This is a genomic window from Providencia sp. M-27, assembly GCF_011077905.1.
Taxonomy (GTDB): Bacteria; Pseudomonadota; Gammaproteobacteria; order Enterobacterales; family Enterobacteriaceae; genus Providencia; species Providencia huaxiensis.
Window position 1 is genome coordinate 634,848 of the sequence record NZ_JAALBT010000001.1, and the last position, 12,130, is coordinate 646,977.

7 protein-coding genes and 1 riboswitch are annotated in these 12,130 nt (G+C 43.5%); of the genes, 2 read left to right on the forward strand and 5 right to left on the reverse strand.

All coding sequences use genetic code 11. The features are described from left to right. Window positions 1-26: 26 nt before the first annotated feature. The 5 genes from rapA to thiB all read right to left on the reverse strand — a co-directional run bounded on the left by rapA (window position 27) and on the right by thiB (window position 9,025). Window positions 27-2,933 carry an RNA polymerase-associated protein RapA gene (gene rapA, locus G6Q48_RS02970; protein WP_166264431.1) on the reverse strand — a complete coding sequence of 969 codons (2,907 nt, stop codon included), beginning with the start codon at window positions 2,931-2,933 and terminating at the stop codon, window positions 27-29. A gap of 379 nt (window positions 2,934-3,312) precedes the next feature. Beyond that, the gene (locus tag G6Q48_RS02975) at window positions 3,313-5,664 is read right to left on the reverse strand and encodes a DNA polymerase II (protein ID WP_166264433.1); all 2,352 of its coding nucleotides are present in this window, start codon (window positions 5,662-5,664) and stop codon (window positions 3,313-3,315) included. Between the two features lie 73 nt (window positions 5,665-5,737). Continuing rightward, window positions 5,738-6,448 carry a thiamine ABC transporter ATP-binding protein ThiQ gene (thiQ, locus tag G6Q48_RS02980; protein ID WP_166264435.1) on the reverse strand — a complete coding sequence of 237 codons (711 nt, stop codon included), beginning with the start codon at window positions 6,446-6,448 and terminating at the stop codon, window positions 5,738-5,740. Next, on the reverse strand, window positions 6,441-8,045 hold the full coding sequence (gene thiP, locus G6Q48_RS02985; protein ID WP_166264437.1) for a thiamine/thiamine pyrophosphate ABC transporter permease ThiP: 1,605 nt from the start codon (window positions 8,043-8,045) through the stop codon (window positions 6,441-6,443). Before thiP ends, thiQ begins: the two co-directional genes overlap by 8 nt. Next, complete coding sequence (gene thiB, locus G6Q48_RS02990; protein WP_166264439.1) at window positions 8,021-9,025, reverse strand: thiamine ABC transporter substrate binding subunit; 1,005 nt, start codon at window positions 9,023-9,025, stop codon at window positions 8,021-8,023. The genes thiP and thiB overlap by 25 nt, the downstream gene beginning before the upstream one ends. A gap of 58 nt (window positions 9,026-9,083) precedes the next feature. Then, a riboswitch (TPP riboswitch) is annotated at window positions 9,084-9,181 on the reverse strand. Window positions 9,182-9,293: 112 nt separating this feature from the next. On the opposite strand from thiB, the gene rppH reads away from it, so the two are divergent. Beyond that, a complete protein-coding gene (gene rppH / locus G6Q48_RS02995; protein WP_004908658.1) occupies window positions 9,294-9,827 on the forward strand; it encodes an RNA pyrophosphohydrolase in 534 nt (177 codons plus the stop codon). A 3-nt stretch (window positions 9,828-9,830) separates the two neighbouring features. Further along, the gene (gene ptsP / locus G6Q48_RS03000) at window positions 9,831-12,077 is read left to right on the forward strand and encodes a phosphoenolpyruvate--protein phosphotransferase (RefSeq protein WP_166264441.1); all 2,247 of its coding nucleotides are present in this window, start codon (window positions 9,831-9,833) and stop codon (window positions 12,075-12,077) included. Window positions 12,078-12,130 lie beyond the last annotated feature (53 nt).

The following is a 12,130-nucleotide window of genomic DNA, read 5'->3' on the forward strand; positions in this document are numbered from 1 at the left end:
ATTGAATGGCTTAGCACCTAATACGCTTATTGATGAGTCACCACAACTAAGCGGATGGCATCTAGGCGCCACGTAGCTTGGTCGATATTGGTCATCAGTTTCTGGCGCTCTTCTTCAATGATATCAAGCTCTTCATCACGGATGTTTGGGTTGACCGCTTTAAGTGCTTCTAAACGAGAGAGCTCCAGCGTCAGTGCCTTATCCGCAGCTTCTTTTGCATTTTCTATCAATGCCTTGGCTTCTTTTTCGATCATTGGTTCAGATAAGCGTAATACCGAATGAACCTCATTTTGTACGGCATTGACCAATTTGCTCGCCATATGGCGGTTAATGGCATTTAATTGGCGGTTAAAACTTTCAAACTCAACTTGAGATGATAAGTTATTACCTTTTAAATCAATTAATAAACGTACCGGAGTTGCTGGTAAGAAACGACTAATTTGCAGGTTTTTAGGCGCTTGCGCTTCCACAACGTAAATGAGTTCAGTCAATAAGGTGCCAACAGGCAATGCTTTGTTTTTCAATAAAGAAACTGCGCAGCTGCCGGTATCGCCAGATAACACTAAATCTAAACCATTACGAATAATAGGGTGCTCCCAGCTGATAAATTGCGTGTCTTCACGGGAAAGCGCTTGCTCTCTATCAAATGTGATGGTGCAACCATCTTGAGGAAGCCCTGGGAAATCAGGTACTAACATATGGTCTGAAGGGGTTAGGATAATCAAGTTGTCACTTTTATCTTCTTGATTAATACCCACGATATCAAAAAGATTGAGTGCAAAGTTGACCAATTCGGTATCGTTATCACCTTCGCCAATTTCTTCAGCTAATTGATTACCCGACTCGCCACCGTTTGAATGCATTTCAAGTAAACGGTCACGGCCTTGTTCTAATTGTAATTTTAAGCTGTCATGTTCAGCACGGCAGGTTTTAATAAAATCATCAAAACCTTCAGTGACTGTCGGTTCAGCCATAAACTGCAGTAATGGTTGGTAGTATTTATCGTAGATAGCGCGACCTGTTGGGCAGGTATGTTCAAAGGCATCTAAGCCTTCGTGATACCAGCGGATCAACACCGATTGTGCAGTACTTTCTAAATAAGGCACATGGATGCTGATATCACGGCTTTGGCCAATACGGTCTAAACGGCCAATACGCTGTTCGAGTAAGTCTGGATTAAACGGCAGGTCGAACATCACTAATTGGTTAGCAAATTGGAAGTTACGTCCTTCAGAGCCGATTTCAGAACACAATAGCACCTGTGCCCCTTCTTCTTGAGATGCGAAATAGGCAGCCGCTCGGTCACGCTCTAATAACGATAGCCCTTCATGGAACACAGCAGCACGAATCGCTTCGCGTTCGCGTAAAACTTGTTCTAATTGTAAAGCAGTTGCGGCTTTCGCGCAGATCACTAACACTTTTTCATGGCGGTTTGCGGTCAAAAAGCCCATTAACCATTCAACACGCGGGTCAAAGTTCCACCAAGTGGCATTTTCACCTTCAAACTCTTGGTAAATTTGCTCTGGATAGAGCATCTCTTTTGCACGTGTTTCAAGGTCTTTTTTACTGCCCATAATACCCGCCACTTTAATTGCGGTTTGGTATTGGGTGGGTAAGGGCATTTTTAACGAATGCAATTCACGGCGAGGGAAGCCTTTAACACCATTGCGGGTATTTCTGAACAATAGGCGACTGGTACCGTGGCGATCCATTAACATGTTGATCAGCTCTTGGCGTGCAGCATGGCCATCTTCACTTTCAAGGTTTGCCGCTTTTAGCAGTGGTTCGATATCTTGTTCTTTGATTAGCTCGTTAAGTAAATTTTGCTGGTCATTAGTCAGTTTGTCACCCGACAGTAATAAGGAAACCGCATCAGCAACTGGACGGTAGTTTTCTTGCTCAGCAATAAAGTCTTGGTAATCATGGAAACGGCTAGGGTCAAGTAAACGCAGGCGAGCGAAGTGGCTTTCTTGGCCTAGCTGTTCTGGTGTTGCCGTTAATAGCAAAATAGACGGGATATTTTCGGCTAATGTTTCAATCACTTGATATTCGCGGCTCGGGGCAGTCTCGCTCCACTGTAAGTGGTGAGCTTCATCGACAACCATCATGTCCCAGCCAGCTTCAACTAATTGGTCAAAACGCTGCTTATTGCGGCGGACGAAATCCAGTGAACACAGAACGAGTTGCTCTGTTTCAAATGGGTTATCGCTATCATGTTGCGCTTCACTGTAACGGCTATCATCAAACAGAGAAAAGCGCAGGTTAAAGCGGCGCAGCATCTCAACAAGCCATTGGTGCTGTAAGCTATCAGGAACAATAACTAAGACACGTTCAGCACGGCCTGCCATCAATTGCTGGTGGATAATCATCCCTGCTTCAATGGTTTTACCTAAGCCCACTTCGTCAGCGAGTAATACGCGCGGGTGGTGGCGTTTTCCCACTTCATTGGCAATATGTAATTGGTGTGGGAGCAAACTTGCACGAATGCCGCGTAGCCCTGTCGCTTGGTGTTTGACTTGCTCGCTTTGGAACTTGCGTGCACGAAAGCGCAAAGCAAAACGATCCATACGGTCAATTTGCCCAGCAAATAAACGGTCTTGCGGCTTATTGAATGTGAGCTTGCTGTCAAGGAACACTTCTCTAAGGCTCACACCGGTTTCTTGCGTATCTAAGCGTGTGCCGATGTAAGTCAATAATCCTTTATCTTCTTCAATGCTTTCAACTTGAAGTTGCCAGCCTTCGTGGCTGGTAATGGTATCACCTTCATTAAACATCACTCGGGTAATAGGGGCATCACTGCTAGAGTACAGGCGGTTTTCGCCACTAGCAGGGAAAAGCAGCGTTACCATACGGGCATCAATTGCCACGATGGCACCTAATCCAAGTTCGCTTTCTGTATCGCTGATCCAGCGTTGACCAAGAGTAAATGGCATAGATTTAACTTAATTCCATAAAATTGAGAGTTTATTTTTTAGATTTTTTAAGACAATTTTTATCAGTGTCTTCGCCCAGTGTTGGTGTAACTCATTAGCTAGTTACACAAGGAAGAGTTCGAATTATTTTAAAAACAGTCGTTACCTGATGATTAATTATACACATTTAATCATTCAAATTGCAGCAAAGTAAGCATCAAAGCGTTTGCTGGGCTTGTGGCCAAGACAATAAGCAATGTCTATTTGAATTATAACGGGTATTGTTGATTATCACGCATAATTTGTGTAGCCAGACGTGCGAGATACCAAAGGGGCGATATATTAATTCAACCGAGGGCTATCGTCACCTGTTAAAAAAGCATCAAAGGTGGAATAAATTTTAAAACAAAAGGGTGATTTGCCCAGTTAGCAGGGTATCAAAGTCATCTTGTAAGAAAGGTAAGATGGCATCGGCTATTGGCTTGATTTGCTTAGCGATATAATGTTCGTAATCCGGTTTTGCTGTGATGATTTCCAGCGGTTCAGGCCCCGCTTGAGTGATAATATAGTTTATCCAACCGCCATTTTGGTACTGCAAAGGCCGCTGTAATTTTAAATTATAATCATCAGCGGCACGAGCGGCTCGAACGTGGGGAGGAACATTTTTTTGGTAATCAGTCAATTTTCGGCGCAGACGTTTACGGTAAACTAAACGGTCATCATATTGGCCTGAACGAATATTTTGTACATATTCACGAATATATTCACGGTAAGGTTGGCGATAAAAAATACGGGTATAGAGCTCTTTTTGGAATATTTGTGCTAAAGGTGTCCAGTCTGAGCGAATGGTCTCCAATCCTCTAAATACCATGGTGTCTTTACTCAGCCCAGCATAGCGCTTTTTACTCCCCATTTCGGCACCACGTACCGTTGGCATCAAAAATCGGCGGTAATGGGTTTCATATTCGAGCTCTAAAACACCCTCTAATTGCCACTCTTCTGCTAAATGTTTTTTCCACCAGCTATTCACGTAATCACGTAAAGAAAAACCAATTTTTTGCGCTTGTTCTTCATTGTGCGCATCACGTAACCACACAAACGTGGAGTCGGTGTCCCCATAAATAACCTGATAACCCTGTGACTCAATCAAACGTTTGGTTGTACGCATGATTTCATGGCCACGCATGGTGATTGACGCTGTTAGCCTTGGGTCAAAAAAACGACAACCTTCAGCCCCAAGTACCCCAGCAAATGCGTTCATAATAATTTTCAACGCTTGGGATAGCGGTGCATTATGTTCTTTTTTGGCTTTATCCCGTTCTTGCCAGATATGGCTGACAATATCGGGTAAACAGTGGGTTGTACGAGAAAACCAAGCCTGGCGAAAACCGGGAACAGAATATTCAAGGTCTGGATGCGCTAATCCTTCAATCATACCTGCAGGGTCGATGAGAAAAGTTCTAATAATTGAAGGATATAGGCTTTTGTAATCCAAAACTAATACGGAGTCATATAGCCCGGGTTGGGAGTCCATGACAAAGCCCCCGGGGTTCAGTTGCATTTTATGTTCCGTAAAGTTGGGAGCGACAAATCCAAGGCGGTGTAAACGGGGAATATAAAGGTGTGAGAATGCCGCGACAGACCCGCCCATTTTATCGACAGCAAGGCCGGTTACTGTTGAACGTTCCTGCAAGAACGCCATTAAATCCGTTTTTTCAAAGATCCGATGGACTAAAATACAGTCTTGAATATTGTAATGTGCCAAAGCGGGTTTATCGTGAGCAAAGCGGCGGTTGATCTCATCCATTCGGTCATAAGGGGTATCAATCGCTTTACCTTCACCAAGTAGCGCTTGGGCGACAGACTCTAAACTAAATGAGGAAAAACTCCATGTCGCGGCTTTTAATGCATCGATACCATCAATAATTAACCGGCCTTCAGCGGCAGCAAAAAATATCCCTTGTTTAAAGCCATGCTCTCGCCATTCCAGTTTTTTGCTTTGTCGGCCAAATAATAAGGGGATGCCATAACGCTCTGCATGCTTTTGTAATACTTGTAGGTCGAATTGGATTAGGTTCCAACCGATGATGGCATCAGGGTCGAATTGGTGAAGCCATTCATTGAGTTTATGAAGTAATTGCGGGCGGCTATTCACATAAATTAAGCGATGTTCAGTGCTCAATGCCGGCCCTTGTTCTGGCCCTAACATAAATACCACGTTGTCACCGCAGCCAGACAACCCTATCGAATAGAGTTCACCATGTTGACTGGTTTCGATATCAAGGGAAACGGCTTTGACTAAAGGGCGGTAGCCTTCGCAAGGCTTTAGTTGAAACTCCCCTTGCTGATTTCGAGAAAACCAGACAGAGGCCGCGATAAAGCGTTCCATTAAATAGCGTTCACTTGGGCGAATATCGGTTTCTAATAATTCGACACCCAATTCGTTGCAACTTTTTTCAAGATTTTGCAATTGTCGATATTGGTGGCAATAAATTGCATAGACTTTTTCGCGTTTAAAATCAATTAATTCAAGGAGCCGATAGGTAATGCTGGGTTGTTCATCTAATAGATGTTTTACTTGAGGGAATTGAGATTCAGCTAAAAAGCCAATCGCTTTTTGATAGGGAACAGTGACCTTTTGAGGTTGGTTATCAGTGAGTAGCCAATAAGAGACCTCAACACCGTGGCGGGTGTCTTTCCAGTGGCGGCTAAGAATAAAGCCTCTTTCTGCTGGAGCGATAAGTTGGGTCATTAGGCTACTCGCATAAAACTCGTATAAAAATAGTTACGATAAATATACGCGAATAGTGTGAATTTATACAGTGTTAATTATTGGCAGCGGTGGTGATACTCAGTAACGCAGATGCCGCACTTTGCCCCTGTAATAGTAATTGAGTATCGCCATCGTAGGCGATTTTCCCCTCTGCAATAACCAGTGTCCGTGGGGCAATTTGCAGGGCATCATCGACATTATGGGAAACCATTAATAACGTGATTGATTTTTCCGCACAAATTTCCTTAAGTAATAACAGCATTTCTCGGCGTAATGCAGGGTCGAGAGCAGAAAAAGGCTCATCAAGCAGTAAAATTGGTTGATTGCGGATCATGCAGCGTGCCAATGCTGCGCGTTGGCGTTGTCCCCCCGACAGCTGAGCCGGTAACCTATCTAAACATTCACTCAGGCTGACTCGGCTCGCCATTTGTTCAACTAGCTGAATTTGCGTTCTATTAAGGCGCAAATTGGGTTGCAGACCCAGACCAATATTTTGCCGGATAGTCAGGTGTGAAAATAAATTATTTTCTTGGAATAGCATGGAAACAGGGCGCTTAGCAGGTGGCGTGAAGGTATGGTCTTCGCCATTGAGCACAATCTTACCGCTATTGGGAAATTGAAAACCGCTAATTAAACTTAATAACGTACTTTTCCCTGCACCACTTGGCCCCATGACTGCCACAGACTCACCGGACTGAACAGAAAAATCAAATGACATTGTCAGGTTGTCATATTGGTAATCTAACTGAGTCAATTTAATCATGATGTTTTCCTGAAATACGTTCAATCAAGCTGAATAAGCAAAAGCAAAGTAATAACAATAGCATGGCCGTAACAGCCCCATCGTTCGACCGATAAGCCCCTATTTGCTGATAAAGATAATAAGGGAGTGTGCGGAAGTTATCATTGCCAAATAACGCGACGACACCAAAATCACCAATTGAGATAACACAGGCAAATGCGAGCGCTTGGGCGATTGGTTTACGCAGTGCTTTAAGTTCAATAATTCGAAAGCGATTAAACCCTGAAATATCGAGTGATTGGCACAATGGGTTATAGCGTTCAGCGCTGTCTCGCATGGGATTTTCTAATACTTTTAACGCGTAGGGGATAGCTAACAAAGCGTTTGTCATGATGACTAATGGGTAAGGGGATTCAGGTAAGCCTATCGTTTCATTAAAAAAGATAAAAAAACCTGTCGCTAGCACAATACCGGGCATGGCTAAAATAATTAACCCGCTAAGTTCTATGGCTTGCCCTAGACGAGCAGCTTGGCGTAAGCGCAATTCACGACTGCTCCATAACAACATTAAGGTGAGTGCCACACAGACGGTGCCCGCACATAGTGCAATAAACACCGAGGTTGCAGTGGCTTGCCATAAGGCTGATTGCTGCAGTACCGCCCAGAGTTGCCCATTTAAGCCATCAAAAATAACAGCGAACAGCGGGGGCAGTAGCAATAACATGGCAGCGATAATGAGCAGCAGGTCACGAATACGACGAAATGCGTTATCAGCGGGGTCAACCCATTGCGCTTGTTGGCTAAACCCCACTGAAAATACACTATTTACTCTATGGCAGATAAACATTAAACCGACACAGAAAAACAGCTGGATGAGCGCCAAAAGGGTGGCTCGTCCTAAATCAAAATCATAATTAAGTGCTTGGTAAATAGCCAATTCGATGGTGGTTGCTGCCGGGCCGCCTCCCAGAGCGAGAACCGTCGCAAAGCTGGCAAAGCACAGCATGAAAATTAATGCGGCAGTGGGTAATATTTGTCGCCGTAAATAGGGCCATTCTAAAATAGTGAATTGCTGCCACTCATTAAACCTCAGTTGTGCTGCAATCTGCCGTTGCTCAATAGCGATATTCTCTAAAGATTGCAATAGCATACGTGTTGCCAGTGGCATGTTAAAAAATACATGCGCTAACAAAATGCCTTTTAGACCATAAGGTGAAAAGGTGTAATCAAGCCCCAGTAATTGACAAAGTTTAGCTAGCCAACCCGTCTGCCCGTAAACCGATAAAATACCAAATACGGCAACTAACACCGGAAGAACCAATGTCATTGCACATAGGCGTAAAAATAGAGTTCGCCCAAAAAAACGACGGCGATGCAGTGCTCTTGCGAGAAAAATAGCAGGGATCACAGAAAAAATAGCAGATAAAAAAGCCTGCCAGAAAGTAAAACCAATTACATGCCACAAATAGCTATCGCTGATAATGTCAGCCACTGAGATTTCAGGTGCAAAAAACCACAGCGCACCAAAACTAATGAGTGCAACCGTAATCAGTAAACCGGAGGCCAACGCCCCCGGTAGTAAAGACAAATTAATCAGCGACTGACGGCGGCTTGCCATAAACGAGTCCAGTTTTGGCGTTCTTTTGCAACTTCTTGAGAACTAAATTGTAAGGCTTTTTCAGGTAGAGGTAACTGGTTGTATACCTCAGGTAAGGGAATATCAATGACCGGATACATCCAGTTAGTCGTTGGCAAGGTGTTTTGGAAATCAGGTGTTAAGACAAACTGTAGGAATTGCTTGGCGAGCTCCGGTTGTGGGCTATTTTTCAGCCTTGCAGCCACTTCAACTTGCATATAGTGACCCTCATTAAATAATGCCGCTGCATAGTTATCTTTTTGGTCATTAAGCATTTGGTAGCCCGGTGATGAGGTGTAACTGAGTACAAAATCACCTTCTCCTTTTAAGAACAGGCCATAAGCTTCACTCCAACCTTTAGTGACGGTAAGTGTTTTGCCTGCCATTTTTTGCCATGCATCCGCAGACTTGTCGCCATACAGTTTTTCAATCCATAGCATTAAGCCAAGCCCCGGAGTGCTGGTGCGAGGATCTTGGTAAATAATTTTCCAATTATTTTCACTATTTAATAATGCATCCATACTTGCTGGGGGATGTTTAATTTTATTAGTGTCATATATGAATGCGAAATAGCCATAGTCATAAGGAATGAAGGTTGAGCTATCCCACGAAATAGGCAGCTTCAATGCACTGGTATTAATGTCGGCAGGAGCAAACAGGCCTGTTTTTTCAGCAGAATCTAATAAATTATTATCTAACCCTAAAATCACATCTGCTTTGCTATTTTTTCCTTCCATTCTGAGTCTGTTTAGCAGGGCTACACCATCCCCCAGCGCCACTATTTTTAATTCACAATCGCACTGCGCTTCGAAATTTTTTTTAATTTGTGGTCCTGGACCCCACTCTGCGGCAAAGGAATCGTAGGTATAAACAGTAAGCGTTGGTTTATCCGCCCATGCTAATTGACTTAAACTGAGTGCACCAAAGGTAAAGAACGATGCTATAATTTTGTTTTTAAACATGCTTTTTCCTGCGCTAAAAGATAGTGACACAGGATTTGAGGAGAAACCGGTGCAGATATGCAGACGGCGGCTCAAATCCCTACGCCGGTATTAACCGGATCAGGTTCTACGGGTTAGTTCTCAGCCTAAATAAATTCGGCACCCCGTTGAGATGTTCACTATTGTAGTGACTTCAGACATATCTGCAAACTGTATTGATATAGGTTTACCAGTTTAGGTATGTGTGAAACAATTAGGCATCTTTCAAATTTGGTTATTGAGGTAGTCTGTGATTGATGATGATGGCTACCGCCCGAATGTAGGAATTGTAATTTGTAATCGGCAAGGGCAAGTTTTATGGGCCCGCCGCTATGGTCAGCACTCATGGCAGTTTCCTCAAGGAGGCATCAATCCCGGGGAATCGCCGGAACAGGCGATGTATCGTGAGCTATACGAAGAAGTCGGGCTACAGCGTAAGGATGTCAGGTTATTGGCATCTACCCGTAATTGGTTACGTTACAAATTACCCAAGCGTTTGGTGCGTTGGGATACAAAACCTGTTTGTATTGGGCAGAAACAGCGTTGGTTTTTACTTCAACTTCAATGCAATGATGCCGATATAAACGTGCAGCGCAGTAAATCGCCAGAATTTGATGGCTGGCGATGGGTCAGTTATTGGTATCCTGTTAGGCAGGTGGTTTCTTTTAAACGTGAAGTTTATCGGCGTGTTATGAAGGAATTTGCCCCTGTTGTTATGCCTCTGCAGGAACAAAAATTACCACAACGACCCACTTTTAATAACCGTAGGCGTGGAGCAAAGTAGCCTATGTTGATGCGTTTACGTGAAATTGTCGAAAAAGTTGCAATGGCGACAAGTTTGACTGATGCGCTAGAAGTGTTGGTGAATGAGACTTGCAAAGCAATGCGAACAGACGTTTGTTCCATTTATTTAGCTGATCACCCTCGCCAATGCTATTACTTAATGGCAACCCGCGGGTTAAAAAAACCTAGCGGGATTGCTATTCGCTTAGGGTTTGATGAAGGTGTCGTGGGTGCCGTCGGGCGCCAATCTGAGATGCTCAATCTAGCCGATATTCGTGAACATCCTCAATATAAATTCCTGCCTCAGCTTAAAGAAGAACAGTTAAGAGCTTTCTTAGGTGTCCCCGTGGTCTATCGCCGCCAATTATTAGGCGTGCTGGTGGTACAGCAGCGGGAAAAACGACTGTTTAATGAAACCGAAGAATCTTTCATGGTCACGTTGTCGATGCAACTCGCTGTGATCTTGTCACAAGCTCAGGCAAAAGGTATTTTTGGGCAATATCGACAAAATAGAATTAAAGCTATCCCTGTATCTCAGGGAATTTCAATGGCTTATGGGTGGCAAGATAGCTCCCAACCCTCTTTAGATAGTATTTTCCAAGCCAGTGCCATTGATATCGACAAAGAAAAGCAACGCCTTGTCACTGCCCTCGAAAGTGCTACTGCGGAATGTCGTCGTATTAGTAAACGTTTTATGGCTAGCTCTGCAAAAGAAAGTGCAGCAATATTTGATCTCTATAATCATCTACTTAGCGACCCTCAGCTAAAAAAACACCTATTTGCTGCCATTAATGACAACGCAACCGCTGAATGGGCGGTTAAAACGGTCATTGAAAATTATGTAGAGCAGTTTTCTCGCCTGCGTGACCTCTATTTAAGAGAAAGAGGGGCTGACTTAAAAGCCTTGGGGCAACGTTTATTATTTCATCTTGATGATTCACTGACCGCAAATGAACAGTGGCCAGAGCGTTTTATTTTAGTTGCTGATGAATTAAGCGCTAGCGTATTGGCTGAGTTACCTATTGAGCAACTTGCTGGTGTGGTCGTGCGTGACGGAGCAACACATTCTCATTCTGCGATTTTAATCAGAGCCATGGGGATCCCTGCAATTATGGGGGCAGATATTGAGCCTTCGCTGTTACATAATCGCCATTTAATATTGGACGGCTATCGTGGTGAGCTCTTTATTGAACCTGAGAACTTAATTGTTCAGGAATACCAGCAAATTATTGAAGAAGAAAATGTCATTAGTCGCTTAGCAGAAGGGACTCTTGGGCAAGATGCAACACTTAAAGGTGGCGAACACGTTCATATTTACCTTAATGCGGGTTTAAGTCCGCGTTACGAGCAACAAATTAACACAGGGGTTGACGGTGTTGGCTTGTATCGTACTGAACTGCCTTTTATGCTGCACAATGGTTTTCCCTCGGAAGATGAGCAGAAACAGCTCTATAAGGAAGTTTTACAACTCTTCCCAACCAAACCGGTTGTGTTAAGAACCCTTGATATAGGAGCTGATAAACAGCTGCCATACATGCCAATTAGCGAAGAAAACCCAAGCTTAGGCTGGCGTGGTATTCGTATTATGTTAGACCAGCCCGAGATTTTTTTGATTCAGCTAAGGGCGATGTTACGGGCGAATATGTTTTCAGGTAATTTACGTATTTTATTACCGATGGTGACTAGTGTTAATGAGATAGACGAAGCTATTTTGTTGGTTAAAAGAGCAAGAGACGAAGTGAGTATTTTATTAAAAATGCCCGTTGAGATGCCCCAAATTGGTATTATGCTTGAAGTTCCTTCTTTGCTATTTTTATTACCAGAGATAAAAAAACGCGTTGATTTTATCTCTATTGGGACTAATGACTTTACACAATATTTACTTGCTGTTGACCGTAATAACACCCATGTAGCGGCACTATATGATAATCTTCACCCCTCAGTTGTGCGCTTTTTAGCAAAAGTAAGTGAAGAGTGCCAACGCCTTCAGCTCCCTGTCAGTGTTTGTGGGGAAATGGCAGGGCAGCCACTTAGCGCAATGGTATTAATTGCTCTAGGGTATCGCTCCTTAAGTATGAGTGGGCGTAGTGTTCCTCGCATGAAATATTTAATCCGCCAGCTTGACCCAGTCTTGATGTCGCAGTTAGTACCGAAGTTATTGGCTGCGGAAACGAGTGATAGTGTCAGGCTAGAGGCGAGTGAATTTATGGAGCAACACCATTTAGGCGGTTTTGTACGTGGTGGGATTTAACTTACAACAAGATGTAATTAGTTAAGATGTAAGTAGTTAATTTGGTTTAGTTC

Excerpts from the sequence above, each read along its gene's own strand:
- rapA (WP_166264431.1), bottom strand. The coding sequence starts at position 2,933 with ATGCCATTTACTCTTGGTCAACGCTGGATCAGCGATACAGAAAGCGAA.
- G6Q48_RS02975 (WP_166264433.1), bottom strand. The coding sequence starts at position 5,664 with ATGACCCAACTTATCGCTCCAGCAGAAAGAGGCTTTATTCTTAGCCGC.
- thiQ (WP_166264435.1), bottom strand. The coding sequence starts at position 6,448 with ATGATTAAATTGACTCAGTTAGATTACCAATATGACAACCTGACAATG.
- thiP (WP_166264437.1), bottom strand. The coding sequence starts at position 8,045 with ATGGCAAGCCGCCGTCAGTCGCTGATTAATTTGTCTTTACTACCGGGG.
- thiB (WP_166264439.1), bottom strand. The coding sequence starts at position 9,025 with ATGTTTAAAAACAAAATTATAGCATCGTTCTTTACCTTTGGTGCACTC.
- ptsP (WP_166264441.1), top strand. The coding sequence starts at position 9,831 with ATGTTGATGCGTTTACGTGAAATTGTCGAAAAAGTTGCAATGGCGACA.